The organism is Agromyces mediolanus, assembly GCF_014648575.1.
In the GTDB taxonomy this organism is placed as follows: Bacteria; Actinomycetota; Actinomycetes; order Actinomycetales; family Microbacteriaceae; genus Agromyces; species Agromyces mediolanus.
In genome coordinates this window covers 862,897-887,817 of the sequence record NZ_BMRJ01000002.1, presented here as the reverse complement: position 1 = coordinate 887,817, position 24,921 = coordinate 862,897, and the positions used below count along the sequence as shown (strand labels likewise).

General features: G+C 73.6%; 25 protein-coding genes and 1 pseudogene. 11 read left to right on the top strand and 15 right to left on the bottom strand.

Translation table 11 applies throughout. From position 1 onward, the window contains the following. Nucleotides 1-6: 6 nt before the first annotated feature. Nucleotides 7-1,014 carry an amino acid ABC transporter permease gene (locus IEY71_RS14030; RefSeq protein WP_189085925.1) on the bottom strand — a complete coding sequence of 336 codons (1,008 nt, stop codon included), beginning with the start codon at nucleotides 1,012-1,014 and terminating at the stop codon, nucleotides 7-9. Nucleotides 1,015-1,016: 2 nt separating this feature from the next. Further along, on the bottom strand, nucleotides 1,017-1,913 hold the full coding sequence (locus tag IEY71_RS14025) for an ABC transporter substrate-binding protein (RefSeq protein WP_189085924.1): 897 nt from the start codon (nucleotides 1,911-1,913) through the stop codon (nucleotides 1,017-1,019). Between the two features lie 244 nt (nucleotides 1,914-2,157). On the opposite strand from IEY71_RS14025, the gene IEY71_RS14020 reads away from it, so the two are divergent. The 8 genes from IEY71_RS14020 (at nucleotide 2,158) to IEY71_RS13985 (ending at nucleotide 9,324) form a co-directional block, all read left to right on the top strand. Beyond that, entirely contained in the window at nucleotides 2,158-3,366 is a 1,209-nt protein-coding gene (locus tag IEY71_RS14020; protein ID WP_189085923.1) for an MFS transporter, read from the top strand. Nucleotides 3,367-3,379: 13 nt separating this feature from the next. Beyond that, nucleotides 3,380-4,207, top strand: coding sequence for an aldo/keto reductase (locus IEY71_RS14015; protein WP_189085922.1), 828 nt, complete (start codon nucleotides 3,380-3,382; stop codon nucleotides 4,205-4,207). Nucleotides 4,208-4,349: 142 nt separating this feature from the next. After that, entirely contained in the window at nucleotides 4,350-5,219 is an 870-nt protein-coding gene (locus IEY71_RS14010) for a DUF4349 domain-containing protein (protein WP_189085921.1), read from the top strand. Nucleotides 5,220-5,228: 9 nt separating this feature from the next. Continuing rightward, nucleotides 5,229-6,386, top strand: coding sequence for an acyl-CoA dehydrogenase family protein (locus IEY71_RS14005; RefSeq protein ID WP_189085920.1), 1,158 nt, complete (start codon nucleotides 5,229-5,231; stop codon nucleotides 6,384-6,386). Between the two features lie 100 nt (nucleotides 6,387-6,486). Next, a complete protein-coding gene (locus IEY71_RS14000; RefSeq protein ID WP_189085919.1) occupies nucleotides 6,487-6,663 on the top strand; it encodes a hypothetical protein in 177 nt (58 codons plus the stop codon). A 7-nt stretch (nucleotides 6,664-6,670) separates the two neighbouring features. Further along, a complete protein-coding gene (locus tag IEY71_RS13995; RefSeq protein ID WP_189085918.1) occupies nucleotides 6,671-7,552 on the top strand; it encodes an alanyl-tRNA editing protein in 882 nt (293 codons plus the stop codon). Between the two features lie 73 nt (nucleotides 7,553-7,625). Then, complete coding sequence (locus tag IEY71_RS13990) at nucleotides 7,626-8,120, top strand: cation:proton antiporter regulatory subunit (RefSeq protein ID WP_189085917.1); 495 nt, start codon at nucleotides 7,626-7,628, stop codon at nucleotides 8,118-8,120. A 13-nt stretch (nucleotides 8,121-8,133) separates the two neighbouring features. Then, nucleotides 8,134-9,324: a cation:proton antiporter gene (locus IEY71_RS13985; protein ID WP_189085916.1), complete on the top strand. Its 1,191-nt coding sequence runs from the start codon at nucleotides 8,134-8,136 to the stop codon at nucleotides 9,322-9,324. A 25-nt stretch (nucleotides 9,325-9,349) separates the two neighbouring features. Here the strand turns inward: IEY71_RS13985 and IEY71_RS13980 are convergent, their stop codons facing one another. Next, on the bottom strand, nucleotides 9,350-10,456 hold the full coding sequence (locus IEY71_RS13980) for an LLM class flavin-dependent oxidoreductase (RefSeq protein ID WP_189085915.1): 1,107 nt from the start codon (nucleotides 10,454-10,456) through the stop codon (nucleotides 9,350-9,352). Between the two features lie 177 nt (nucleotides 10,457-10,633). Here IEY71_RS13980 and IEY71_RS13975 point away from each other — a divergent pair, with 177 nt between their 5' ends. Then, nucleotides 10,634-11,284, top strand: a complete 651-nt coding sequence (locus IEY71_RS13975) for an NADPH-dependent F420 reductase (protein ID WP_189085914.1) — start codon at nucleotides 10,634-10,636, stop codon at nucleotides 11,282-11,284. 26 nt (nucleotides 11,285-11,310) lie between these two features. Here IEY71_RS13975 and IEY71_RS13970 read toward each other — a convergent pair whose 3' ends face one another. Then, on the bottom strand, nucleotides 11,311-12,798 hold the full coding sequence (locus IEY71_RS13970) for an MFS transporter (RefSeq protein WP_189085913.1): 1,488 nt from the start codon (nucleotides 12,796-12,798) through the stop codon (nucleotides 11,311-11,313). A 162-nt stretch (nucleotides 12,799-12,960) separates the two neighbouring features. On the opposite strand from IEY71_RS13970, the gene IEY71_RS13965 reads away from it, so the two are divergent. After that, entirely contained in the window at nucleotides 12,961-13,599 is a 639-nt protein-coding gene (locus IEY71_RS13965; protein ID WP_189085912.1) for a hypothetical protein, read from the top strand. Here IEY71_RS13965 and IEY71_RS13960 read toward each other — a convergent pair. Both IEY71_RS13960 and IEY71_RS13955 read right to left on the bottom strand, forming a co-directional pair. Continuing rightward, nucleotides 13,524-14,141, bottom strand: a complete 618-nt coding sequence (locus tag IEY71_RS13960; RefSeq protein ID WP_189085911.1) for a GNAT family N-acetyltransferase — start codon at nucleotides 14,139-14,141, stop codon at nucleotides 13,524-13,526. The genes IEY71_RS13965 and IEY71_RS13960 overlap by 76 nt on opposite strands. Before the next feature lie 85 nt (nucleotides 14,142-14,226). Continuing rightward, on the bottom strand, nucleotides 14,227-14,679 hold the full coding sequence (locus IEY71_RS13955; protein WP_189085910.1) for an SRPBCC domain-containing protein: 453 nt from the start codon (nucleotides 14,677-14,679) through the stop codon (nucleotides 14,227-14,229). 144 nt (nucleotides 14,680-14,823) lie between these two features. Between IEY71_RS13955 and IEY71_RS13950 the strand changes: the two genes are divergently transcribed. Continuing rightward, the gene (locus IEY71_RS13950; protein ID WP_189085909.1) at nucleotides 14,824-15,714 is read left to right on the top strand and encodes a helix-turn-helix domain-containing protein; all 891 of its coding nucleotides are present in this window, start codon (nucleotides 14,824-14,826) and stop codon (nucleotides 15,712-15,714) included. A 12-nt stretch (nucleotides 15,715-15,726) separates the two neighbouring features. Here the strand turns inward: IEY71_RS13950 and menC are convergent, their stop codons facing one another. From menC to gcl, 9 genes and pseudogenes are all read right to left on the bottom strand, one after another. Next, nucleotides 15,727-16,953, bottom strand: a complete 1,227-nt coding sequence (menC, locus tag IEY71_RS13945; RefSeq protein WP_229781746.1) for an o-succinylbenzoate synthase — start codon at nucleotides 16,951-16,953, stop codon at nucleotides 15,727-15,729. Continuing rightward, complete coding sequence (locus IEY71_RS13940) at nucleotides 16,950-17,780, bottom strand: GNAT family N-acetyltransferase (protein WP_189085908.1); 831 nt, start codon at nucleotides 17,778-17,780, stop codon at nucleotides 16,950-16,952. Before IEY71_RS13940 ends, menC begins: the two co-directional genes overlap by 4 nt. A gap of 118 nt (nucleotides 17,781-17,898) precedes the next feature. Next, nucleotides 17,899-18,849 carry a factor-independent urate hydroxylase gene (pucL, locus tag IEY71_RS13935; protein ID WP_189085907.1) on the bottom strand — a complete coding sequence of 317 codons (951 nt, stop codon included), beginning with the start codon at nucleotides 18,847-18,849 and terminating at the stop codon, nucleotides 17,899-17,901. A 3-nt stretch (nucleotides 18,850-18,852) separates the two neighbouring features. Then, nucleotides 18,853-19,194 (bottom strand): hydroxyisourate hydrolase, encoded by a 342-nt coding sequence (gene uraH / locus IEY71_RS13930; protein WP_189085906.1) that lies wholly within the window; start codon nucleotides 19,192-19,194, stop codon nucleotides 18,853-18,855. A 52-nt stretch (nucleotides 19,195-19,246) separates the two neighbouring features. Further along, nucleotides 19,247-19,744, bottom strand: coding sequence for a 2-oxo-4-hydroxy-4-carboxy-5-ureidoimidazoline decarboxylase (gene uraD / locus IEY71_RS13925; protein WP_189085905.1), 498 nt, complete (start codon nucleotides 19,742-19,744; stop codon nucleotides 19,247-19,249). Between the two features lie 171 nt (nucleotides 19,745-19,915). After that, nucleotides 19,916-20,392: a thioredoxin-dependent thiol peroxidase gene (gene bcp, locus IEY71_RS13920; protein ID WP_189085904.1), complete on the bottom strand. Its 477-nt coding sequence runs from the start codon at nucleotides 20,390-20,392 to the stop codon at nucleotides 19,916-19,918. Nucleotides 20,393-20,521: 129 nt separating this feature from the next. Beyond that, nucleotides 20,522-21,952, bottom strand: a complete 1,431-nt coding sequence (gene allB, locus IEY71_RS18625; protein WP_229781760.1) for an allantoinase AllB — start codon at nucleotides 21,950-21,952, stop codon at nucleotides 20,522-20,524. After that, nucleotides 21,953-23,068 (bottom strand): annotated as a pseudogene (locus IEY71_RS18620) (glycerate kinase); the annotation flags it as partial. A 2-nt stretch (nucleotides 23,069-23,070) separates the two neighbouring features. After that, entirely contained in the window at nucleotides 23,071-24,864 is a 1,794-nt protein-coding gene (gene gcl / locus IEY71_RS13910; protein ID WP_189085902.1) for a glyoxylate carboligase, read from the bottom strand. Nucleotides 24,865-24,921 lie beyond the last annotated feature (57 nt).

The following is a 24,921-nucleotide window of genomic DNA, read 5'->3' as shown; positions in this document are numbered from 1 at the left end:
GCTCGCTCATCGTGCGTCTCCTCCGTGCTTGGCGGCGATGGCCGCGTCGGCGGCCGCGCTCTCGTCGAGCTCGACGGCCGACATCGAGGCCGTCACCGGACCGGGTCCGGCGTCGGGCCGGGCGCCGACGCCGCGGGCGAAGCGCTTCTCGAGGAAGAACTGGCCGACCATCAGCACCGAGGTGATGGCGAGGTACCAGATCGAGGCGACGATGAGCAGCGGGATCGGATTGAAGATCTCGACCGAGATATCTCGGGTGCGGGTGTACAACTCGAGCGTGAACGGCACGGCCGTGGCCAGCGAGGTCGTCTTCAGCATGGAGATGACCTCGTTGCCCGTCGGCGGGATGATCACCCGCATCGCCTGCGGCAGCACGACGCGGCGCATCGTCTTGCCCCAGCCCATGCCGAGCGCCGTCGCCGCCTCGTGCTGTCCCGGGTCCACCGAGAGCAGGCCCGCGCGCACGATCTCGGCCATGTAGGCCGACTCGTTCAGGCCGAGGCCGATGACCGTCAGCCAGAAGGCGTTGAACAGCACCTTGGTCGGGAACGACACCCACGGTTCCATGAACGGCACGCCGAGGTCGATCGAGGAGTAGATGGTCGCGAGCAGGCCCCAGAAGACGAGCTGCACGTAGACCGGGGTGCCGCGGAAGATCCACAGGTACACCCACGCGACCGACTTCAGCACGGGGTTCGGCGACTGCCGCATCACCGCGAGGATGATGCCGAGCACGACGCCGATGATCATCGACAGGACCGTCAGCAGCAGGGTGAACCCGGCGGCCTGGGTGACGCGCTTGTCGAACACGTACTTGCCGACGGAGGCCCAGTCGAAGGCCTCCCGCTGCGCGGCGTCGATCACGAAGACCGCGACCGCGGCGAGCAGCAGCACCGCGACGACGATGCGCCAGGGGTGCCGGAGCTTCACGACCTTCTCCGGGGCGCGGGACGGGGCGGGCGCCCCGCCCGCCGGCGCGGGCGGGACTGCCCGGCCGGCCGACGAGTCGCTCATCGTCAGGTGCCCGCGTTGATGTCGATCGTCTTCACGGCGCCGGCCTCGACGCCCCATTCGGCGAGGATGTCGCCGTAGGTGCCGTCGTCGATCAGCGACTGCATCGCCGCCTGCACGGCCTTCGCGAGCTCGGAGCCCTTCTTCACGGGGAAGCCGTAGGGCGCCGAGTCGAACACCTCGCCGGCCTGCTCGAGCTTGCCGTCGGTCTGGGCGATCGCGTAGCCGGTGACCGGCGAGTCGGCGCTCATCGCGTCGGCCTGACCGAGGACGACGGCGTTCGCCGCGGCCTCCTGGGTGTCGAAGGGCGTGATCTCGATCGCGGGCTTGCCGGCGTCGACGCAGGCCTGGCTCTTCGCCGGGAGCTCGTCGGTGTGCTCGTAGGTGGTGGCCTGCACGGCGACCTTCAGGCCGCAGGCGTCGTCGGGGTCGACGGTGCTGCCGGTGGGCGCGGCCCACAGGATGCCCGCGCTGTAGTAGTCGACGAAGTCGACCTGCTTCTGCCGCTCGGCGTTGTCCGTGAAGGAGGACATGCCGAGGTCCATGGTGCCGCCGGTGATCGAGGGGATGATCTTGTCGAAGCTCGCGATCTCGTACTTGATCTCGAGACCGAGCTTGGCGCCGAGCGCGTCGACGAGGTCGACGTCCCAGCCGATGGGGTTGCCATCGGCGTCCTTGTACTCGTTGGGCGGGTACGCGGCGTCGGTACCGACGACGAGCACGCCCGCGCTCTTGATCTCCTCGGGGAGGAGCGCGACCGCGGCCTCGTCCACGGCGATGGATGCGCCGGTGTCGCCGCCGGGGGCGGCACTCGGCGGGGTGCTGTTGTCGACGCAGCCGGTGAACAGCAGCGCGGCCGCCGATGCGATGGCGGCCGGGAGGAGCAGACGTCGGGTGTTCATGATGGGACCTCTGTCGTCACGAAGTGATTGGGGACACGTACGACGACGTAGCGTATCTCCAGGGCTCCGTCGCCGTGGCCCGAGCATAGCCCGCCCGATCGCACAGACCCGAGCCCACGAACGAATACGCCGCGATTTGGCGGTCAGACGCAATGATCGAGCGCCATCGCCAAAACGAACGCAGCGAATCGCCCATCTCGCGGGGACTTCCGCCGGCCGCCGCGCTCGCTAGGCTTGTGCAACTGTGGGGAGCTACTCGGAACTGCTGAAGACCAGGGGCGTCGCCCGCATCATCGCGGCCCAGCTGACGGCCCGATTCCCCTCCGGCATGCTCTCGCTCGCCTTCCTCCTGCACGTCGAGCAGCAGACCGGCTCCTACGGCTCCGCCGGCCTCGTGCTCGCCGCGACCTCGATCGGCCAGGCCGTCGCGGGCCCGCTCACGAGCCGGATGATGGGGCGCTTCGGCATGCGCCCCGTGCTCATCACGACCCTCACCATCTGCGTCGCCGCGATCGTCGCCATCGGCGTCATCCCGCCGATCATGCCCCTCTACCTCGGCATCGGCCTGCTCGCCGGGCTCTCGACGCCGCCCGTCCAGCCCGCCGTGCGCACCATCTACCCGAAGATGGTGAACTCGCGCCAGCTCACCCCGCTCTTCTCGCTGGACGCCTCGGCGCAGGAGATCATCTGGGTCGTCGGCCCCGTGGTGACGACCTTCGTCTCCACGCAGATCGGCACCATCTGGGGCATCCTGCTCGCGGCCGCGCTCATGGTCGTCGGCGGCGCCTGGTTCATCTCCTCCCCCGAGCTCGGCCGGGTGCGCATCCCGCGCTCGAAGCGCCGCTTCGGGGTCGTGCTCGCCCGCCCGCCGGTGCTGCTCGCGACCGTCGTGGGGTTCCTCCTCGTGGGGGCGTGCGCCGCCATCGAAGCGGGCGTCGTCGCCGTCTTCGGCCACGGCGGCCCGGAGGCCGGCATCGTCCTCGCCATCTTCTCGATCGGCAGCCTCGCGGGCGGCCTCTTCCTCGGGCACGCGCCGATCAGCCCGTGGTCGACCGCCCGGCGCATGTTCATCGTCTTCGCCGGCACCGCGCTCGCCGCCGCGGCGATGGACTTCTGGTGGCTCGCGGCCACCCTGTTCGTCGCCGGCATCGGCATCGCCCCCGCGCTCGCCGTGCTCTTCGCGATCGTCTCCTCGAGCGTGAAGTTCTCGGACACCGCCGAGGCCTACGGCTGGGTCGGCACCGGCCAGCTCATCGGCGCCGCGCTCGGCTCGGCGCTCGCCGGCTTCCTCATCGACGGCAACGGCGCCCAGGGCGCGTTCTGGGCCGCCGCGGCGCTCGCCTTCCTCGGCACGCTCGTGCCCGCACTCGCCAAGCGCTGGCACCCCGACCTCCGCGGCCGCGACGCGAGCCCGATCCCGGACACCGAGCCGGTGCCGATCACCCCCAGCTGACCAGGAGGACCGAATGTCCGCTCACCGCGCACCCCTGCTCCCGCTGGCCGACGGGGCCGAGATCCCGCAACTCGGCTTCGGGCTCTACAAGGTGCCCGCCGAGGACGCCGCCCGACTCGCGCTCGCCGCGATCGACGCCGGCTACCGACACCTCGACACCGCCGCCTTCTACGCGAACGAGGCGGAGGTCGGCCGGGCGGTGCGCGAGGCGCCCGTCCCCCGCGAGGAGCTCTTCGTCACGAGCAAGGTCTGGAAGGACGACAACGGCTACGACGAGACCCTCCGCGCCTTCGACGCCTCGATGGGCCGCTTCGGGCTCGAGGGGATCGAGCTGTACCTCATCCACTGGCCGGTGCCCTCGACCGATCGCTACGTCGACAGCTGGCGCGCGCTCGTGCGGCTCCGCGACGAGGGTCGGGTGCGCTCCATCGGCGTCGCGAACTTCCACGCGCACCACGTCGAGCGACTCATCGCCGAGACCGGCGAGGCGCCGGTCGTGAACCAGGTCGAGCTGCACCCCTGGCTGCCGCAGGCGGAGCTCCGCGCGTACGACGCCGCGCACGGCATCCTGACCGAGGCCTGGTCGCCGCTCGCCCGCGGCCGAGTGCTCGACGACCCCGTGCTCGCGGGCATCGCCGCGAAGCACGGCCGCACCCCGGCGCAGATCGTGCTGCGCTGGCACGTGCAGCTCGGCAACGTCGTGATCCCGAAGGCGTCCTCGCCCGAGCGCATCCGGGAGAACCTCGACGTCTTCGGCTTCGCGCTCGACGGGGAGGACCTCGCCGCGATCGGCGGCCTCGAGTCGGGCGAGCGCACCGGTCGCGACCCCGACGGCGACTGAACCCGACGCGTCCCGCCTGACGAACGAGCGGCGCCCGCGGTTGTGGGCGCCGAGCGACTCCCAGCAGACGGCAACCCGATCGTGACCGGACTCCCAGCGCCCGGTCAGCCACGGCCGCCGGCGCCCGCCCTAGCGTGTGGCCATGACCACGACGACGCGACTCGCACGGCCCCTCGCGGCCCTCGCCGCGGCGGCGTTCGCCGCCCTGCTCCTCGCCGGCTGCACCGCCCAGGGCGGGGGCGCCTCCTCCCCGGCGGTGCCGGCCGCACCCGGCGCTCCGCTCACCGACGAGTCGGCGGGCGCGGAGGCCGCCCGGGACGCCGACGGCACGAGCGAGCGCAGCGTGGTGACGACCGGCTGGCTGCAGCTCACCGTCGACGACCCGGTCGCCACGGCGGCGGATGCCTCGGCCCTCGTCGAGCGCGCCGGCGGCCGGGTCGACCACCGCTCCGAGACGCCCGGCACCGAGACGCAGCCGGCACGCGCCTCGCTCGTGCTCCGGATCCCGGTCGACGAGCTCGACGGCACGGTCGCCGCGCTCCGCGAGCTCGGGCGCGTCGACCAGGTGTCGCTGGATGCCTCGGACGTCACGGTCGAGCGGCAGGACCTCGAGGCCAGGATCGAGGCCCTCACCGCCTCCGTCGGCCGCCTGCAGCAGCTCCTCGCGAGCGCCGCGACGACCGCCGAGCTCATCGAGATCGAGTCCGAGCTCACCACGAGGCAGGCGGAGCTCGACGGGCTCACCGCGCAGCGCGAGCTGCTCGTCGACCAGATCGACTACGCCACGGTGAGCCTGGAGCTCGTCACCGAGGGCGTCGCGCCGAGCGCCGGCCCCGGGGACTTCTGGTCGGGGCTCGCCGTCGGCTGGGACTCGCTCGTCGCCTTCACGGGGGCCGCGCTCGTCGCCCTCGGCGTCGCGCTGCCGTGGCTCGGCGTGCTCGTCGTCGTCGGCGCCCTCGTCGTCGGGATCGTGCTGCTCGCGACCCGGCGCCGGGGCGACCGGGAGGCGTAGGCTTCGGGTGTGGGCCCTGAGACGCTGCTCGATGACACCCTGCTCGACCGCATCCGCGAGCGCGCGGCCGGCTACGACCGCGACAACGGCTTCTTCACGGAAGACCTCGAGGAGCTGCGGGAGCGCGGCTACCCGCGCGCCCTCGTGCCGGTCGAGTTCGGCGGGCTCGGCTGGAGCCTCGAGGACGCGGTGCGCGGGCAGATGCGCCTCGGCGGCGCCGCCCCGGCGACGGCGCTCGCCATCAACATGCACCTCGTCTGGACGGGCGTCGCGAAGGTGCTGCACGACCGTGGCGACGACACGCTCGATTTCCTGCTCCGCGAGGCGGGCGCAGGCGAGCTGTTCGGTTTCGGCATCAGCGAGGCCGGCAACGACCTGATGCTCTTCGGCTCCCGCTCGGAGGCCGACCCGCAGCCCGACGGCGGCTACCGCTTCACCGGGCGCAAGATCTTCACCTCGCTGTCGCCCGCCTGGACCCGGCTCGGCACCATGGGGCTCGACACCGCCTCCGCCGACGCGCCCAAGCTCGTCTACGCGTTCATCGACCGCGAGGACCCCGACGTCAAGATCCTCGACGACTGGAACACGCTCGGCATGCGCGCCAGCCAGAGCCGCACCACGGTGCTCGACGGCGCGTACGCCGCCGCCGACCGGGTCGTGCGCCGGCTCGACCCCGGCCCGAACGCCGACCCCTTCGTCTTCGGCATCTTCGCGAACTTCGAGCTGCTGCTCTCGGCGGTGTACACGGGCATCGGCGGCCGGGCGATCGAGCTCGCGGTCGCCGCGGCGCGCCGGCGCACCTCGATGAAGCACGGCGGCCGGCCGCTCTCGAGCGATCCCGACATCCGCTGGCGCATCGCCGACGCCGCGATCGCGCACGACGCCATCGAGCCGCAGCTGCGCTCGCTCGCCCGGGACGTCGACGAGCTCGTCGACCACGGTGCGCAATGGTACCCGAAGCTCTCCGGCGCGAAGGTGCGCGCGACCGAGACGGCGAAGCAGGTCGTCGACCAGGCCGTGCGCGTGGCCGGCGGCTCGAGCTACTTCGCCGGCAACGAGCTCGGCCGGCTGTACCGCGACGTGCTCGCCGGCATCTTCCACCCCTCCGACGACGAGTCCGCGCACGGCACCGTCGCGAACGCGCTGCTCGGCCCGGCCGAGGACTGAGCGGGCGGGCGGGCGCCACGGCCCCGGCCGCGGCGCCGGTGCACGCCTGGCTAGACTGGAGGAGGCGGCATCCGCCCGCACTCGCTTTCTGGAGGTCGTTGTGAACGTCGTCGCTTTCCTCATCGCCATGGGCCTGTTCGTGTTCGGCATGTGGCTCATGGGCACCGCGCCGCACCTCGCGGGCGTCGAGGCGATCGTCTTCTTCGCGGGCATCATCTGCGTCTCGCTCGCGATGGCGATCCCGATGAACCTGCTCGGCCGTCGCGACGGCGTCTGAGCCGCCGATGACGCTGCCCGGCACGCCGACCCGCGTCGACTACCCGGCGGGGGCCCTCGCGGGCACCGCCACGGTGCTGCACGTCGCCCCCGCGGCCGACGGACTCGTCGCCGTCGTCACCGACGCCACGAGCTTCCACCCGGTCGACGCCGCCTGGCCCGACCAGCCGGCCGACCGCGGCGTGCTCCGGGCGAACGGCCGTGAGCTGCCGATCGTCGACGCCGTCGTGGCGGCGACGGAGGGCACCGAGCTGCACCTCGGCGACGCCGTCCCGGTGCGCAAGGGCACCGAGGGCTGGACCTTCCTCGTCGCGCACCTCGTCGACGCGGCCGACGCGCCGCGAGAGGGCGACGAGGTCGAGATCGCCGCGGACCCCGAGCTGCGCGCCGCGCTCAGCGCGGGGCACACCGCCTGCCACCTCGCCTCCCTCGCGCTGAACCGGGCGCTCGCCGGACGCTGGTCCAAGGAGCCCCGCGAGGACGCCCTCGGCGCCCCCGACTTCGACGGCACGGCCATCCAGAGCTCGCGCATCGAGGCGAACGGCTCGGTCGACCGCTACCGGCTGAACAAGTCGCTGCGCCGCGCCGGCTTCGACACGGCCTCGCTCGACGAGGCATCCCTCCCCGCGCTCGCCGCGGAGATCGAGGCGACGCTCGCCGACTGGGTCGCGGCGGATGCCGCGGTCCGCATCGAGGCCGAGGGTCCGACGCTCACCGACCGGCGATCCTGGGTCTGCGAGCTTCCGGACGGGACCGCGCGGATCCCCTGCGGCGGCACGCACGCCGAGTCGACGGGCGCCCTCGGCGCCCTCGACGTGCAGCTCGAGCTCGGCGACGACGCGGGCACGCCCGTGCTCGTCATGGCGACGCGCGCGACGCCGCGCAGCTGACCCCGCGGGCACGGCCAGGTCGACTCGGCCGCGGCTGCCGGACCACCCCTCCGGCGGGAGTACGATGTCGCACGTGGGAATTCGCATCGAGAAGGTCGACCTGCCGGGCATCGGCGTCCGGCACGATCTCGTGACCGAGCACGGTCGTCGGATCAGCGTCGTCTCGCACCGCGACGGCGAGCGCGATCTCGGCGTCTTCGACGAGGACGACCCCGACGCCTGCCGCAACTCCGTGCCGCTGAACGACGAGGAGGCGGCGGCCCTCGCCGACGTCCTCGGCGCCTCGGTCATGCTCTCCCGCTTGACGAGCCTCTCCGACGAGACCGCCGGGCTCTACACCGAGCAGATCGCCCTGCCGACGGACTCGCCGTTCCTGAACCGCACCCTGGGCGACACGAAGGCCCGCACCCGCACGCACGCCTCCATCGTGGCGATCGTGCGCGACGGGCAGGTCATCCCCTCGCCCACCCCGGCCGAATCGCTGCGGGCGGGCGACGTGATCGTCGCCGTCGGCACCCGCGAGGGCCTCGACGGCGTCTCGCGGCTGCTCGCCAACGGACCAGACTGAGTCCGCGCCCCGTATGCACGAGACCACGCTGCTCCTGATCGAAGTCGGCGCGCTGCTTCTCGGCATGAGTCTGCTCGGGCGCCTCGCCCTGCGCATCGGCCTCTCGCCGATCCCGTTCTACCTGCTGCTCGGCCTCGCCTTCGGCCAGGGCGGCATCGTGCCCTTCGACGCGAGCATCGAGTTCCTGCAGACCGGCTCCGAGATCGGCGTCATCCTGCTGCTCGCGCTGCTCGGTCTCGAGTACACCGCGGGCGAGCTGTTCGAGAGCCTGAAGTCCGCGCGCGCCGCGGGCATCGTCGACGGGTTGTTGAACGCCCTGCCGGGCGCCGCGCTCGCCCTGCTGCTCGGCTGGGGGCCGATCGCCGCGGTCGCCCTCGCCGGGGTGACCTGGGTCTCCTCGTCGGGCGTGATCGCGAAGCTACTGCGCGACCTCGGCCGCCTCTCGAACCGCGAGACCCCGGCGCTGCTCGGCGTGCTCGTGCTCGAGGACCTGGCGATGGCGTTCTACCTGCCGGTGCTCTCGGCGATCGTCATCGGGGTGAGCCTCTGGCAGGGCGCCATCGCCGTCGCGATCGCGGTGACGGTCGTCGTCGTCATCCTGTACATCGCGCTGCGGCACGGCAACATCGTCTCGAAGCTCTTCCCGGCCGACCACGCCGAGCCGCTGCTGCTCGGCGTGCTCGGGCTGACCATGCTCGTCGCGGGCGTCGCGCAGGAGGTCTCGGTGTCGGCCGCGGTCGGCGCGTTCCTCGTCGGCATCGCCCTCTCGGGCCGGGTCGCGGCGGCCGCGAGTCAGGTGCTCACCCCGCTGCGGGACCTGTTCGCGGCGACCTTCTTCGTGTTCTTCGGGCTCACCACCGACTCGTCGAACCTGCTGTCGATGCTCGTACCGGCGCTCGTGCTCGTCGTCGTCACCTCGGCGACGAAGGTCGCCACCGGCGCGTTCGCGGCGCGGCGCGCGGGCGTCGCCGCGCTCGGCCAGTGGCGGGCGGGCTTCAGCCTGATCCCGCGCGGGGAGTTCTCGATCGTGATCGCGGGACTCGCGGTCACCGCCGGGGTGACCCCGGCGCTCGCCTCGCTCGCGACGGACTACGTGCTGCTCACGATCATCCTGGGCACCTTCCTCGCCCGGATGCCCGACGCCATGTGGTTCCGCCAGGCGGTGCGCCGGCGCCGGCTCGCCAAGGAGCCGGCGCCGAGCTGAGCCTCGCTGCGCGGGTCGGCGCTGCTCAGCCCTCGGCGGCCGCGTCGGCGCGATCGGCGCGGGCGAGCCGCTCGGCGTCGGTCTCGCTCGTCTGCTCCGCGGCGGCGAGCAGCTCGCGGACCCGGGGCACGACCTCGCTGCCGTAGCGCTCGATGCTGCCCATCATCGCCTCGTGCGGCAGCGTGCCGTTCGAGTACTTCAGGTCGAAGCGGACGGCCCCGACGTTCCGCAGCGCGGCGGCGATCTTCTGCGCGACGGTCTCGGACGAGCCGGCGAAGAGCGCGCCGTGCGCGGAGGCCTCCGCCTCGAAGTGCTCGCGGGTGACCGCGCCCCAGCCGCGCTCGCGGCCGATCCGGTCGATGATCACCTGGTAGTGCGGCCAGAGCACGTCGAGCGCCTCCTCGTCGCTGTCGGCGATGAAGCCGGGCGAGTGGATGGCGACGGGCTGCTCCGGCTTGCCGAACTGGGCGAGCGCCTTGCGGTAGAGGTCGGCGAGCGGCGCGAAGCGGGCGGGGCTGCCGCCGATGATCGCGAGCACGAGGGGCAGGCCGTAGTGGGCCGCGCGCACGACGGACTCGGGGCTGCCACCGACGCCGATCCAGGTCTTCAGCCGGCCGTGCTCGACGGGCGGGAAGACGCGCTGCTCGGTGAGCGGGGCACGCAGCGCGCCGGACCAGGTGACGGGCTCCTGCTCGAGGAGGGCGGAGAACAGCTCGAGCTTCTCCTCGAAGAGCTCCTGGTACTGCGCCAGGTCGTAGCCGAAGAGCGGGAAGGACTCGATGAACGAGCCCCGGCCGAGGATGACCTCGGCGCGCCCGCCGGAGAGCCCGTCGAGCGTCGCGAAGCGCTGGAAGACGCGCACCGGATCGTCGCTCGAGAGCACGGTGACGGCGGAGCCGAGGTGGATGCGCTCGGTGCGGCCGGCGATCGTGCCGAGCACGACCTCGGGCGCGGACACGGCGAACTCGTGCCGGTGGTGCTCGCCGATGCCGAAGAAGTCGAGCCCGAGCCGGTCGGCGAGCACGGCCTCCTCGACGATGTTCCGGAGCACCTGGGCGTGACTGAGCGTCGCACCGTCGGGGCCGACCGTGACGTCGCCGAAGGTGTCGAGGCCGAATTCATACGTCTGCATATTCTGCGGAACCTCCCCCTCGCCGAGACTATTCCCGATCCCGCCGGAGGGGAATGGCCCGGGTCACCACGAGCGGTCGCGATCCGCGGCCGGGAATGCGCCGCCGACCGGGGGCGTTGCACCGCATGGACCAACGGGCACGACGCGCCCGCCGCATCGAACAGGAGTGGAACGCACGTGGAGCAGCGGCCGAGCATCGGCATCTTCGGCGCCGGCAAGGTCGGCACGGCACTCGCACGCCTCCTCGTCGAGGCGGGGTACGAGGTGCGCATCGCCGGCTCGCCCCGCCAGACCGCGCTCGAACTCCTCGTCGGCGTCGTCGCGCCCGGCGCCGTCGTCGCCTCCCCCGAGGAGCTCGTCGCGGCCTCCGACGTCGTCATCGTCGCCGTGCCGTTCGGCAAGGCCGGCACGGTGCCGTGGTCGAGCTTCGACGGCCGCATCGTCGTCGACGCGATGAACTACTGGCCGCCGATCGACGGGCAGCTGCCCGAGGTCGACGCCGACCCCCGCTCGACGAGCGAGCAGCACGAGTCGCGCAATCCGGCGATGCGGCTCGTCAAGTCGCTGAACCACCTCGGGTACCACGACATGGAGGACGACGCGCTGCCCGCGGGCGATCCGCTGCGCCGCGCCCTCGCGGTCGTCGGCGACGACCCCGACGCGCGCGCCGTGCTCGCCGGCATCATCGACGCGATCGGCTTCGACGCCGTCGACGGCGGCCCGCTCGCGAACGGACGAGTGCTCGAGCCCGGCCACCCCGCCTTCGGCCGGGAGCTGTCCGCCGTCGAGCTCGCCGGCATGTTCGCGGCCGCCCGCGCCGCGGCCTGAGGCGAGGCCGCGCCGATCGGCGCCGCCTAGCCGAGCGCGCTGCGCCGACGGCGCCGGGCGCCGAGGTCGACGAGGCCCACCGCGAGCGCGACGGCGAGCAGCACGGCGACCGCGAGCATCGCGAGCGCGTAGGCGTCGTGGTACACATCGATGCCCGCATCACCGGCGCTGCCGTCGCCGCCGGACTCCCGGTAGATCGTCGCGTAGAAGATCGACAGCGTGAGCGCCGTGCCGATGGCCGTGCCGATGCGCTGGCCCAGCTGGCCGACCGAGCCGGCGAGGCCGCCCTGCTTGACCGGCACGTCGGCGAGCGTGAGCGTCTGGTTCGGCGAGACGACGAAGCCGCCGCCCGCGCCGGCGAGCACCATCGCGGCCGCCATCGCCCACGGCGTCCACGCCTCCGGCGTCGCGACGGCGGCGAGCACGAGCAGCCCGACGCCCGCGAGGAGCAGGGCGATGCCCCAGACCACGAGCGGCCGGCCCAGCCGCTCGACGAGCCGCCCGCCGATCATCGAGGTCACGGCACTGACGAGCGCGAAGCCGATGCCCACCATGCCCGCGAAGACGGCCTGCAGGCCGAGGCCGTGCTGCAGGTAGAGCGTCGTGAGCAGGAACATCGACGGCATCGCGGCGAAGTACACCGCCGCGAGCACCGTGCCGTTGCGGAACGAACCGACCCGGAAGAGCGCGAGCGGCACGAGCGGATGCCGCCCCCGCGCCGCGTAGCGCCGCTCCCAGGCGACGAAGGCGATGAGGCCGAGCACGAAGACCACGAGCGTCCACCAGCGGGCGGGGTCGTCCTCGGGCGAGCCCGTCGTGAAGAGGAACGGCCACATCAGCGCGAGCACCGTCACCGCGAAGAGCAGCACGCCGACGGGGTCGAGCTCCAGCCGCCCTGGCGAGGGCAGCCGCGTCTGCGGCAGCAGCCACACCGCGAGGGCGATCGCGACGAGGGTGAGCGGCACGTTCATCCAGAAGATCCAGCGCCAGCCGTCGCTCGGCCCGCCGACGGCGATCGCGAGGCCGCCGAGCGTCGGGCCGAACGCCGTGGCGAGCCCGATCGTGGCGCCGAAGAGGCCGAAGGCCTTGCCGCGCTCCGCCCCCTGGAACAGCTGCTGCACGAGGCCGATCACCTGCGGCATCTGGATGCCCGCCGCGACGCCCTGCAGCAGCCGGCCGACGAGCAGCACGGCGCCGTTCGGGGCGAGGGCGCAGATCGTGCTCGTCACGAGGAAGAGCGAGAGCCCGATGAGGAACATCGCCTTGCGCGAGCGCTGGTCGCCGATGCGGCCGGCGGGCACGAGCGTGAGGCCGAAGGTGAGCACGTAGCCGGCGACGACGAGCTGCAGCTCGGTCGGGCTCGCGCCGAGGGCGGTCTCGATCGACGGCAGGCCGACGTTCACCTTCGAGAGGTCGAGGATCGTGAGCGCCGCGACCGAGACGCACACCCAGTACGCGCGCCAGCGCTTGTCGGGGGTGAGCGGGATCGACTGGGTCAGCGGTGGGTTCGACATCCGCTCCAGACTATGCCCGCCCGCGTCACCGGAAACGGGCGATGTCCTCATAAATGAGGAATAGCGCGATCCGCGCGGCGGGCGGAGGATGTACGGGTTATGTCGAGGGCACCGGTGGATGAGGGGAGCGAAGGTGTTGGGGACCCATCCACCCTGCCTCCCGTGATCGATCGGGCGGGCCTGCGAGTGCGGACCCTGCGCCCCCGCCGCACGCTCGGCTGGTCGATCGGACTGCCGATCGCGACCCTCGCGCTGCCGCTCCTGTGCCTCGCGCTCTGGGTGCTCTACCGGCCGGGGAGCACGCGCCCGTTCCTGCTCGTCGGCGTGCTCGCGGTGCTGATCGCGGGCGCCGTGGCGCTCGCCTTCCTGCAGTACCGCCGCACCCGGGCCTCGGTCAGCGCGGCCGGCATCGTCGAGCGCGGCTTCTTCGGCGGCACCAAGACGATCGCGGCGCGCGACATCTCCGGCGTGCTGCGCGTGCAGCTGTACCGCGGCGCGAGCTCGGAGACGAGCTCTCAGCTCTTCGTCGTCGACCGCCGCGGGCACTCGGTGTTCCGCATGCGCGGCGGCTTCTGGGACGAGGAGACGATGAACCTCGTCGCGCCCGTGCTCGGCGTCGACGAGGTCGTGCGCGAGGAGCCGGTCACCATGGCTGAGCTCCGCCGCAGCGACCCTCGACTGCTCTACTGGTTCGAGCGCCGGCCGAAGCTGCGCGCCGAGGACGATCAGCCGGTGCTGATGCCGAAGAGCGGCGCCGTCGGCGTGCTCGAGGGCAGCTCGACGAAGCCCAGCCGCTCGTAGAACGCGCGCGCCCCGGTGTTCGACGGGTCGAAGCCGAGATGCACCCCGGGAACCCCGCGACCGCGCAGCGCCGCCCGCAGCACGTCGACGAGCCGGCGGCCGAGCCCCTGCCCCTGCGCCTCGGGCAGCAGGTCGATGTGCAGGTGCGCCGGGTACTCGTCGAGCTCGGCCACGAGCATGCGGTCGGGGTCTCGGCCCGCCTCGAGCAGGCGCGCCTCGGTGAACGCCGGCTCGCGCCCGGTGGGCGGGCCGGGGCGCGGATGCCTCGCCGCGAACCCCGGCGCCCACTCGCGCCGCCACCACTCGACGAAGTCGCGGGTGTCGGCGACGCCGAGCACGTAGCCCACGACCCGGTGCCCGTTCGTCACGACGAAGACGAGCGAGGGGTCGTAGGCGAGGTACGGCAGTGCGAACACCTCGGGCATGAGCGCGTCGTCGGAGTAGCGGCCGCTCGCGTCGCCGCCCGCGATCGCGGTGCGGAGGCAGACGTCGGCGATGTCGTCGCGGTCGGCCGGCTGGTACTGGCGGACGAGGAGGGTCATCGCGACGCGGTTTCGGCCATGCCGCGATCCTACCGGCGGCCGGTGACGCGGGCGGCCGCCACGGCGGCCGGGGCGGTCTGGGCGCTCAAGCCGGGAAGGGCAGCGCGCGGCCCGTCTCGACGTAGCTCTTGAAGCTCGACAGCACGTGCGGCCAGGTGTCCGCGGTCTCCTCGGCGGCCGGGTGCCCCTCGCTCCACTCGTCGTTCGTGAACGTCGCCTTCGTGAGCCCCTCGCCGGCCCGCTCGAGCCGCCAGGTCATCCGGCTGCGCAGCTCGGCGTGGTTCTCCCGGTAGCTCGGGCCGGGGTGCTCGCTGAGCCGCAGGAGCGTCGGCGGCTCGGCCTCGAGCACCTCCCCGTAGACGTGCACGGTCTCCTCGCCGTCCTGGCCGGGGCCGACGTACTCGTAGCGGGCGCCGGGGACGAGCTCGCCGCGCAGCACGCTGCCCCACATCACCGCCCGGCTGCCGGCCTCGCCGGTGATCGCCTCCCAGACGGTCTCGGGCTCGGCGGCGATGTAGATCGTCATCTCGAAGTCCATGGCTTCGCTCCATCCTCGGTGCGTTCGTTCTGCGGTCGTGATCGACGCTACGGAGCCGCCGATGCCGACGATTGAACGAACGCGACAGAGGTCGGGGTCCGGACGGGCGGCGCGGATGTCGTCGGCGCGGGGCAGACTGGCGGGATGGCGGACGAGCGGGCCGAGGCGTACTGGCGCACGCGCACCGGCGCGCCCCGCAGCCGTGGCGTGCTCGCGCCCGCCGCGGGCGAGCCCGCCCTCGGCGGCACCGGGTCCCCGATCGGGATGACCCGGCACGCCCCCTCCCCCGCGCTCGCCGAGCTCGTGCGGCACTACTGGGTGCCGCGCTGGCGGCTGCCGCCCGGCCGCACGGTGACGCAGCGCGTGCTCGAGTACCCGAGCGCGAACCTCGTCGTCGAGGGCGTCGAGCGCGGCGGGGGCGGCGGGGCGGCGCTCTGGGGGCCGAACCTCGGCCTCGGCTCCCGCACGCTCGCGGGCACCGGCTGGGCGTTCGGCGTGCTGCTGCAGCCCGGCGTCGCACCGCTCCTGCTCGGCCGACCCGCCCGCACGCTGATCGACCCGGTGCACGGCCTCCCACTCGACGGCGTCGCGGGCGCCGGCCCGGCCCTCGCCCGCGTCGCCGCGGCGACCGCCGGGCTCGAGGAGGAGCGAGCCGTGAGCGAGTTCGAGTCCTGGTTCGCGGGCCTCGGGCTCGAGCCGGGCGACGACGCCCGCACCGTCCGGCGGCTCGTCGAGCGCGCCGAGCACGACCGCACGCTGACGAGGGTCGTCCAGCTCGCCGAGGCCGAAGGGCTCGGCGTCCGCAGACTGGAACGGCTCGTGCGCGAGCAGCTCGGGCTCACCCCGCGCTGGCTGATCCGCCGCTACCGCCTGCAGGAGGCCGCCGAGCGGCTCGCGAGCGCGGACTCGCCGCCCCTCGCCGAACTCGCCGCCGAGCTCGGCTACGCCGACCAGGCGCACTTCACCCGCGAGTTCCGCACCGTCGTCGGCGAGACGCCCGGCGGCTACGCCCGCGCGGCGCGGGCCGCCCGGTGAACGGCTCCCCGCTCAGCGCAGCAGCACGGGCGACGCGCTCGCCCAGGCGCGGACGAGCTCCTCGCGCACCTCGACCCCCGTGCCCGGTCCCTGCGGCACCGCGAGCTGGCCGCGATGCTCGCCCGTGCCGAGCACGAACGGCTCCGTGAGGTCTTCGGCGTAGTAGCGGTCGGAGGCCGAGGTGTCGCCCGGCAGCAGGAAGCCGGGCAGCGCCGCGAGCGCGACGTTCGCGGCACGCCCGAGCCCCGTCTCGAGCATGCCGCCGCACCAGACGGGGACCTCGAGCGCCAGGCACGCCTCGTGCACCCGCAGCGACTCGAGGTAGCCGCCCATCCGGCCCGGCTTGATGTTCACGATGCTCGTCGCCCCGCGCTCGATCGCGTCGAGCGCGGTGGTGCGGTCGAGGATCGACTCGTCGAGGCACACCGGGGTGTCGCAGGCCGCGGCGAGCTGCACGTGGCTCGCGAGGTCCTCCTCCGCGAAGGGCTGCTCGACGAGCAGCAGCCCGAAGCGGTCGAGCTCGGCGAGCAGCGGGATGTCGCGCTGACGGTAGGCGGTGTTCGCGTCGACCTGCAGGAGCGCGGCCGGGCCGAGGAGCTCCCGCACCGCCCCGACGGGCAGGAGGTCCCAGCCCGGCTTGATCTTCAGCTTGATGCGCCGATAGCCCTGCTCGACGTAGCCGGCGACCTCGTCGAGGAGCTCCTCCAGCGTCGGCGCGATGCCGACGGAGACGCCGCAGTCGACCCAGTCGCGCACCGCGCCGAACGCCTGCGCCATCGAGCGGCCCTGGGCGCGCAGCTCGGCGTCGAGCACCGCCGCCTCGAGCGCGGCCTTCGCCATCCGATGGCCGGCGACGACGGCGAGCGCGGGGCCGACCGCCGCGGCGGCGGGCACCGAGGCGATCGCCGCGTCGGCGCCGCCCTCGGCGGTCGGCGGATGGCCCGCGCTCCCGCTGTGGCCGCCGAGCGCCCCGCCCGCCGAGGCGGCGAGCAGCGCCGGGGCGAGGTAGCGCTCGATGACGGCCGCCGCGCCGTCCACGTACTCGGAGGAGTAGAAGGGCTCGCGCCCGGCGACGCACTCGGCCCAGCCGTCGCCCGCGGCGGTGCGGACCCGGACGAGCAGCGCCTCGCGCACCGTCTCGCGCCCGAAGGAGGTCTCGAACGGCCGCACGAGGGGCACCTCGATGCGGTGCAGCTCGATCGCCTCGAGCCCCAGCGCGGTGCTCGTCTGCTCGGTCATGCGGCCTCCCGGTCGGCGTCGTCCTCGGTGAACACGTAGTCGCCCGCGGCGTCGAGCTCCGGACGCAGGCCCGCCCGGGCCATCCGGGTGAAGGCCTCGACCGAGGCGGTGCGCAGCGCGGCCGCGTCGGCGGGCGACTCGCGTCGCAGCGCCTCGAAGTCGGGGACGAGCGCGAAGCCCGACGTCGCGCGCCACACGGGCGCCGGCTCCCCCGCGAGCGCCCGCAGCGCGCGCGGCGAACGGAGCCGCCAGCGCACCTCGAAGCGGTCGCTGCGGTCGCTGCCGGAGATCTCGTCGCCGAGCACGCCGTAGAACTCGGGGAGGTAGTCGGCGACCTCCGCGCCGAGGCGCACGAGGTTCATCCGGGCGTTGCGGCGGATCAGCGGATCGAAGGTCCAGCGGATCTCCTCGACGCCGTGCGCAAGGCAGAGCGCCCGCTGGCGGAGCTTGAGCGCGGCGCCGATGCCGCGGCCGCGCGCGGCGGGCGCGACGGCGTTCATGTGGGAGTGCAGGTGCACGCCGCCCGACCAGCCGAGGAAGCCGAGGGTCGCGCCGAGCACCTCGCCGGGCGCGGCGAAGGGCGGGGTGCCCGAGGCATCCACTCCGCCGTCGTCGTCGGGCACCGCGACGAGCACCGTGCCGCCGGCGTGGGCGAGCGCCCGGATCGTCGAGTGGTCGAGGCCCCGGCCCTCGCCCCAGGTGGCGTCGAAGCGGGCGAGGACGGCGCCGATCTCGTCCGCAGCGGCGGCTCGGGTGCGGATGCCGCTGCGCGCGTCGACGGCGTCGGCGAGGCGGCCGGCCTCCTGCGCGCCGTCGAGCTGGGTCATGCCTCGACGCTAGCCGCTCGCACGCCCGGCCGTCGAACCCGCGGCGGGCGGGCGAGCGGGCACGACGACGGGCGCCGCGCGAGTGCGCGGCGCCCGCAGCGCCAGTCGGCAGCCCGCGTCAGCAGAAGGCGCCGACGCTCTCCCACGCACCCGGCGCGGGCTCGAGGCCCTCGCGCGTGACCGTCGCCTCGATGAGCCCGTACGAGCGATCGGAGGCGTAGAAGACCTCGTTCGGGTTGTCGAGGCCGAACGGCGAGAGGTCGACGACGAAGTGGTGCTTGTTCGGCATCGAGAAGCGGATCTCCGCGATCTCGGGGTGCCGCTCGAGCACGGCCTGCCCCATCTCGAAGAGCGTCGTCTGCAGTGCCGCCGAGTAGCGCTCGGTGAAGGTCTCCAGGAGGATCGCCTTCACGCTCGCGTACGTCGCGTTGTAGTCGAGCTCGACTCCCGGCCGGTAGCGCCAGCGCGTCGCGACGCTCGTCGCGAGGATGCGGTCGGTCGTCTCCTGCAGGGTCGTGTAGCGGTCCTTCGGGTAGCCGACGAAGCCCGACTGCGTCGTCTTGAGCACGACGAGGTCCTTCAGGCCCGCGATGACGTGGCGCTCGTCGCCGTCGGCGACGACCGCGGCGGTGCGCACCTCCTGGCCCGAGCGGACGAAGGCGTGGTCGTGCTCCTGCCCGTGGGCCAGGATGCGCTCCCAGGCGTAGCTCTCGGCGAGCCAGCGGCCTCCGGTGACCCAGTCGAAGGAACCGGTGAAGTGCTCGGCGAGGCGCAGCAGGAACGCCTCGGGCGAGCCGACGCCGTCGCGCGCGAAGGCGAAGATCGTGTTCTTCTGCGTGTCGGTGGCGACGACGTGCGAGTTGTCGCCCGCGAGGTGCGCCCCGGCGAAGTCGCCGCGCAGCTGCGAGGTGACGTTGAGGTCCTCGATCTCGTGGCGATCGGTGTCGCGGGTCACCTTGACGACGCGGACCTCGGCCTTGCCGTACTGGTTCGGGCCGAGCACGATGCGCCCGCCCTCCTCGGCTGCGCCCGCGGCGGTCTCGGTGGCGGTGGTCAGGATGTCGGTCATGAGCTAGCTTCCTCGATAGGTCGAATAGGCGAAGGGGCTGAGCAGCAGCGGCACGTGGTAATGCCGGCCGTCGTCGGCGACGGTGAAGCCGATCAGCACCTCGGGGTAGAAGGTGTCGGTGCCGGAGGCGGCGAAGTACGCCCCGGTGTCGAAGCGCAGGCGGTACTCGCCGCCCGGCACGCGCTCCGGGCCGAGCTGCTTCGCTCGGCCGTCGGCGTCGGTCGTGCCGCTCGCGACGGGCTCCCAGCCCTCCCCCGAGCGGCGGGACAGCTCGACGCCGACGCCGGGCGCCGGGACGCCGCGCTGCGCGTCGAGCACGTGCGTGGTGATCTGCGAGACGGTCATGGCAGGGTTCCCTCCGGTGGGGTGGACTCGGGCGTCGTGGGCTGCGGCGAGGTCATGCGGTCACCGCGCCTTCCAGCCGGAGGAGGGCGATCTCGCGCAGCTGCGCCGCGACGATCTTGTCCTCCTCGGCCTCGTCGTGGCCGAGCCGCTCGGTGAGGGCGGCGAGGATCTCCGCCGCACTGCGCCCGGCCGCGCGGATGAGGAACACCCGGCCGAAGCGCTCCTCGTACGCGAGGTTGCCCGCGGCGAGGCGCTCGGCGAGCTCGGCGTCGGCGGGGTCGACCCCCGCCTGCTCGGACCGCGAGAGCGTCGCCTCCCGGCTGGCGCCCGCGGCGCGCTCGCCGATCCGCGGGTGGTGGCCGAGCGCCCGCTCGACCTCCTCCGCGGTGAACGGCGAGGCCGCCCGTTCGGCCTCGGCGAGGAGCGCGGCGACGGAGGCGTAGGGCCGCCCGTCGGCGAGCTCGTCGCACCATCTCGGCACGTCGATGCATGGTCGGAGGAGCTCGATCGCCTCGCGGCGATCGGCCCCGTTGAACTGTTCAAGCTTCATCGCTTGATCCGCTTCCTGGTCTGCTGGCATCCACGGTGTACGGAATACGAAAGCTAGCTTTCATATCGTGGAACTGTTATTTCAGCATGCGACAACTTTAGCAAGCGGATGGCGCGTCGGCAATGGGTGCGACGCCGTCGGCGCAGGGACGCCGACGCGGCATCCGCCGTCTCAGACCGCGAGCCGCTCGCGGAGCCGGGCGACGTGGCCCACCGGGTCCACGTTGTACTCGACGCTCGCCACCAGGCCGCCCTCGTCGACGACGACGGTCGAGCGGATGACGCCGTCGAAGGTGCGGCCGGCGACGGTCTTCTGCCCCCAGGCGCCCCACGCTCGCGCGGTCTCGGCCCCCTCGTCGGACAGCAGCGGGAAGCTCAGCCGCTCGGCGTCGGCGAACTCGGCGAGCCGGGCGACGGGATCGGGCGAGATGCCGAGCACTGCGTAGCCCGCACCCTGCAGCGAGGCGAGGTTGTCGCGGAAGTCGCACGCCTCGGTCGTGCAGCCGGGCGTGAACGCCGCCGGGTAGAAGTACACGATGACGGGGCGGCCGCGCAGCTCGGCGAGGGTGCGCACGGCGCCCGTGGCGTCGGGCAGGGCGAAGTCGGGGGCCTGGCGGCCCGGCTCGAGCTCGTCGGATGAGGCGATCATGTCGGTGCTCCCTGTCGTGTTCGTGGGGTGGTGGCGTGGTCTGCTCCTGCTCGCGCGGGGGGTCTGGGCCGCGCTCGGGGCAGGCGGAGGCGGGGCCGGGGCGGCGGCCCCGGCCCCATCGGCGGCCGGCTACTCGTCGTTCCCCACCCGGAGCAGCCGGCCCTGCGCGAGCCCCCGGTCGATCTCCGCGCCCGCGAGATACGCGGTGCGGACGACGCCGGTGAGCTCGCGCCCGTCATAGGGGGTGACCGGGTGCCGGTGCTCGAGGGCGCCCGCGTCCACGGCGAAGTGCTCGTCGGGGGCGAACACGGCGAAGTCGGCGGCGGCGCCGACCTGGATGCGGCCCTTGCCGCGCAGCCCCGCCCGGTCAGCGGGCCGCGACGACATCCACTCGACGACCCGCTCGAGCGGGATGCCTCGGCGGCGCGCCTCGCTCCAGACGAGCGGCAGCCCGAGCTGCAGCGAGGCGATCCCGCCCCAGGCCTGCTCGAAGTCCCCGTCGCCCGCGTACTTCAGCTCGGGCGTCGCGGGCGAGTGGTCGGAGACGATGAAGTCGATCGTGCCGTCGAGGAGCCCCTGCCAGAGGGCGTCGCGGTTCGCCTCGCCGCGGATCGGCGGGCAGCACTTGTACGCCGTCGCGCCTTCGGGCACCGCCTCGGCGACGAGGGTGAGGTAGTGCGGGCAGGTCTCGACGGTGAGGTCGACGCCGGCCGCCTTGGCCGCGCGGATCTGCGGGAGCGAGTCGGCGCTGCTCAGGTGCAGCACGTGCGCCCGGGCGCCGGTCTTCGCCGCCCGGGCGATGACCTCGGCGATCGCGGCGTCCTCGGCCTCGTGCGGCCGGGAGGCGAGGAAGTCGGCGTACGCCGGCCCGCCGCGGTGCGGCGCGGCGTCGATGAGGTGCGCGTCCTCGGCGTGCACGAGGAGGAGCGAGCCGCGCGCGGCGACGACCGCCATCGCCTGCTCCATCTCCTCGGGCGTCACCTGCGGGAACTCGTCGACGCCCGAGTGCAGCAGGAAGCACTTGAAGCCGAAGACGCCCGCGTCGACGAGGGGGCCGAGCTCGGCCAGGTTGCCCGGCACGACGCCGCCCCAGAAGCCGACGTCGACGACCGCCTGCCCGGCCGCGACCGCGCGCTTCTCCTCGAGCGCGGCGACCGACACGGTGGGCGGGATGCTGTTGAGCGGCATATCGACGATCGTCGTGACGCCGCCCGCCGCGGCGGCGCGGGTCGCGGAGGCGAAGCCCTCCCACTCGGTGCGGCCCGGCTCGTTCACGTGCACGTGGGTGTCCACGAGCCCGGGCAGCAGCACCTCGCCCGCGCCGAGCTCGACGAGGCGGGCGCCCGCGAGCCCCGCGCCGAGCGGCGAGATCTGCACGATGCGGCCGTCGCGGACGCCGATCTCGGCACCGCGCTCGACGGGGGCGCCGCCGTCGGCCGCGAGCAGGGCGCGGGGTGCGCGCAGCACGAGGTCGAAGGCCGGGGCGGCGGATCCGGCGTCGCCGGATGCGGTGCCGGCCGGCTCCGCGCCGGTGCCGGATGCGGTGATGAGCTCGGTCATGAGGTCCTCCGAGAGTCGGGTGAGCAGCTCGCCGGCGTTCGCCATCGAGACGGCCGGGTCGGGTTCGAGTTCGGCGAGCGCGCGCACCGAGGCGAAGCCGGAGTCGGCGAGCGCGGCGGCGTCGAGCTCGCTGCGCCCGCAGACGGCGTGCACGGGGATGCCGGCGCGCCGCGCGGCGCGCGCCACCCCGAGCGGGGTCTTGCCCATGAGGCTCTGCGCGTCGAGACTCCCCTCCCCCGTGATCACGAGATCGGCGTCGGCGAGCCGGGCGTCGAGCCCGGTGAGCTCCAGGACGACGTCGATGCCGGGGCGGCGCACCGCGCCGAGCACCGCGAGCGCGGCGAAGCCGACCCCGCCCGCGGCCCCGGCGCCGGGGGCCTCGGCGGCCTCCCGTGCCGGCCGGGCGAGCCGTCCGTCGTGCTCGGTGAGCACCTCGACGAAGCGGGCGAGGGCCGCGTCGAGCACGGCGATGCCGACGGCGTCGGCGCCCTTCTGCGCGGCGAAGACGGCGGCGGCGCCGTGCGGCCCGAGCAGCGGGTTGTCGACGTCGCTCGCGAGCACGAACTCGGTGCCGGCGAGCCGCGGGTCGAGCCCGCCGAGCTCGATGCGGTCGAGCTTGGCGAGCGCGGCGCCGCCCTCGGGGAGGTCCCGTCCCGAGGCGTCGAGCAGGCGCGCGCCGAGCCCGCGGAGGAGCCCGGCCCCGCCGTCGGTGGAGGCGCTGCCGCCGATCGCGAGCACGATGCGCCTCGCCCCGGCGTCGAGGGCGGCGGCGATCAGCCGGCCCGTGCCGAGGCTCGTCGCGCGCCCGGCGTCCCGCTCGCCCTCGGCCAGCAGCTCGAGCCCGGAGGCGCGCGCCAGCTCGACGACCGCCTCCTCGCCGCGCAGGCCGAACTCGGCGTCGAGCTCCGCGCCGAGCGGCCCGGGCACCCGGGCGCTCCGCGCGCTGAAGCCCGCGGCGAGCGCCGCGTCGAGCGTGCCCTCACCGCCGTCGGCGACCGGCACCTCGACGAGTTCGATCGCGGGGTCGGCCCGGCGCGCACCCTCGGCGACCCGCCGGGCCACCTCCGGGGCGGACAGCGATCCCTTGAACTTGTCGGGGGCGATCACGACGCGCATGCTCAATCCTGCAACGCGAGGATGGCCGTCGGGGCGTCTTCGGCGGATTCGGCGAGGTCTTCGAACTCGTTCACGGCGTCGAGCTCGGCGCCCATCGCGATGTTCGTCACGCGCTCGAGGATGACCTCGACGACGACCGGCACCTGGAACTCCGCCATGAGCCGCTTCGCCTCGGCGAAGCCCGCCGCGAGATCCTCCGGCCGCTCGATGCGGATGCCCTTGCAGCCGAGGCCCTCGGCGACCTTCACGTGGTCGACGCCGTAGCCGTGGGCGACGGAGCCCTCGTCCTGCGGGGTGTTCACGTTCTCGAAGGCGAGCGAGACCTGGAAGTCCATCTCGAAGGGGCGCTGCGACTGGCGGATGAGGCCCAGGTAGCTGTTGTTCACCACGACGTGGAGGTACGGCAGCTGGTGCTGCGCACCCACGGCGAGCTCCTCGATCATGAACTGGAAGTCGTAGTCGCCGGAGAGCGCGACGACGGTCTCGCCCGGCTTGCCGCGGACGACGCCGAGGGCGGCGGGCCCCGTCCAGCCGAGGGGGCCGGCCTGCGCGGCGTTGATCCACTTGCGCGGCCCGTAGACGTGCAGCAGTTGCGCGCCCGCGATCTGCGAGAGACCGATGGTGGTCACGTACGTGGTGTCGCGGCCGAAGGCGCGGTTCATCTCCTGGTAGACCCGCTGCGGCTTGATCGGCACCTCGACGAAGTTCGTCTTGCGCTGCAGTCGCGCCTTGCGGTCCTGCGCGTCCGCGGCCCAGGCGGAGTAGTCGGGCAGGGTGCCGGCGGCCTGCCGCTCGCGGGCGAGCTCGAGGATGGCCTCGATCGCCGCGCCCGCATCGGAGACGATGCCGTAGTCGGGCGCGAACACCCGGCCGATCTGCGTCGGCTCGATGTCGACGTGCACGAAGGTGCGGCCGGCCCGGTAGGTGTCGAGGCCGCCGGTGTGCCGATTCGCCCAGCGGTTGCCGAGGCCGAGCACGAAGTCGCTCGCGAGCAGGGTCTGGTTGCCGTAGCGGTGCGAGGTCTGGATGCCGACCATGCCGGCGTTCAGCGGGTGGTCGTCGGCGATCGCGCCCCAGCCCATGAGGGTGGGCACGACGGGGACGCCGAGCAGCTCGGCGAGCTCGACGAGCGCGTCGGAGGCGCCCGCGTTGATCACGCCGCCGCCCGCGATGAGGATGGGCCGCTCGTGCGCGGTGAGCAGGTCGAGCGCCTTCTCGGCCTGGGCGCGCGTGGCGCGGGGCTTCACGACGGGCAGCGGCTCGTAGGTGTCGATGTCGAACTCGATCTCGGCGAGCTGCACGTCGATCGGCAGGTCGATGAGCACGGGGCCGGGTCGGCCGGAGCGCATCAGCTGGAAGGCCTGCTGGAAGGCGCCGGGCACCTGCGCGGGCTCGAGCACGGTCATCGCGAGCTTCGTCAGGGGCTTCGCGATCGAGGCGATGTCGACGGCCTGGAAGTCCTCCTTGTGCAGCTTCGCCACGGGAGCCTGGCCGGTGATGCAGAGGATGGGCAGCGAGTCGGCCCAGGCCGCGTAGAGCCCGGTGATCATGTCGGTGCCGGCCGGGCCGGAGGTGCCGACGCAGATGCCGATGTTGCCGTCGGCGGCCCGGGTGTAGCCGTCGGCCATGTGGCTCGCGCCCTCGACGTGCCGGGCGAGGGTGTGCCGGATGCCGCCGTGGGCGCGCATCGCGGAGTAGAAGGGGTTGATCGCGGCGCCGGGCAGGCCGAACGCCTCGGTGGCGCCCTCCCGCTCGAGGATCAGGACGGCCGCGTCGACCGTGCGCATGCGGGTCATGGGAGTGCTCCTTCCGGAGACGGTGGAGGAAGAGTGGAAGAGGAAGCGGAGCGCGGC

Coding starts and splice junctions, on each gene's coding strand:
- gcl (WP_189085902.1), bottom strand. CDS start 24,864: ATGACCCGCATGCGCACGGTCGACGCGGCCGTCCTGATCCTCGAGCGG.
- allB (WP_229781760.1), bottom strand. CDS start 21,952: ATGACCGAGCTCATCACCGCATCCGGCACCGGCGCGGAGCCGGCCGGC.
- IEY71_RS14015 (WP_189085922.1), top strand. CDS start 3,380: ATGTCCGCTCACCGCGCACCCCTGCTCCCGCTGGCCGACGGGGCCGAG.
- IEY71_RS13995 (WP_189085918.1), top strand. CDS start 6,671: ATGACGCTGCCCGGCACGCCGACCCGCGTCGACTACCCGGCGGGGGCC.
- uraD (WP_189085905.1), bottom strand. CDS start 19,744: ATGAAGCTTGAACAGTTCAACGGGGCCGATCGCCGCGAGGCGATCGAG.
- IEY71_RS13980 (WP_189085915.1), bottom strand. CDS start 10,456: ATGCAGACGTATGAATTCGGCCTCGACACCTTCGGCGACGTCACGGTC.
- IEY71_RS14010 (WP_189085921.1), top strand. CDS start 4,350: ATGACCACGACGACGCGACTCGCACGGCCCCTCGCGGCCCTCGCCGCG.
- IEY71_RS14025 (WP_189085924.1), bottom strand. CDS start 1,913: ATGAACACCCGACGTCTGCTCCTCCCGGCCGCCATCGCATCGGCGGCC.
- IEY71_RS13985 (WP_189085916.1), top strand. CDS start 8,134: ATGCACGAGACCACGCTGCTCCTGATCGAAGTCGGCGCGCTGCTTCTC.
- IEY71_RS13955 (WP_189085910.1), bottom strand. CDS start 14,679: ATGGACTTCGAGATGACGATCTACATCGCCGCCGAGCCCGAGACCGTC.
- IEY71_RS13960 (WP_189085911.1), bottom strand. CDS start 14,141: ATGACCCTCCTCGTCCGCCAGTACCAGCCGGCCGACCGCGACGACATC.
- uraH (WP_189085906.1), bottom strand. CDS start 19,194: ATGACCGTCTCGCAGATCACCACGCACGTGCTCGACGCGCAGCGCGGC.
- IEY71_RS13940 (WP_189085908.1), bottom strand. CDS start 17,780: ATGACCCAGCTCGACGGCGCGCAGGAGGCCGGCCGCCTCGCCGACGCC.
- IEY71_RS13970 (WP_189085913.1), bottom strand. CDS start 12,798: ATGTCGAACCCACCGCTGACCCAGTCGATCCCGCTCACCCCCGACAAG.
- pucL (WP_189085907.1), bottom strand. CDS start 18,849: ATGACCGACATCCTGACCACCGCCACCGAGACCGCCGCGGGCGCAGCC.
- bcp (WP_189085904.1), bottom strand. CDS start 20,392: ATGATCGCCTCATCCGACGAGCTCGAGCCGGGCCGCCAGGCCCCCGAC.
- menC (WP_229781746.1), bottom strand. CDS start 16,953: ATGACCGAGCAGACGAGCACCGCGCTGGGGCTCGAGGCGATCGAGCTG.
- IEY71_RS14030 (WP_189085925.1), bottom strand. CDS start 1,014: ATGAGCGACTCGTCGGCCGGCCGGGCAGTCCCGCCCGCGCCGGCGGGC.
- IEY71_RS13950 (WP_189085909.1), top strand. CDS start 14,824: ATGGCGGACGAGCGGGCCGAGGCGTACTGGCGCACGCGCACCGGCGCG.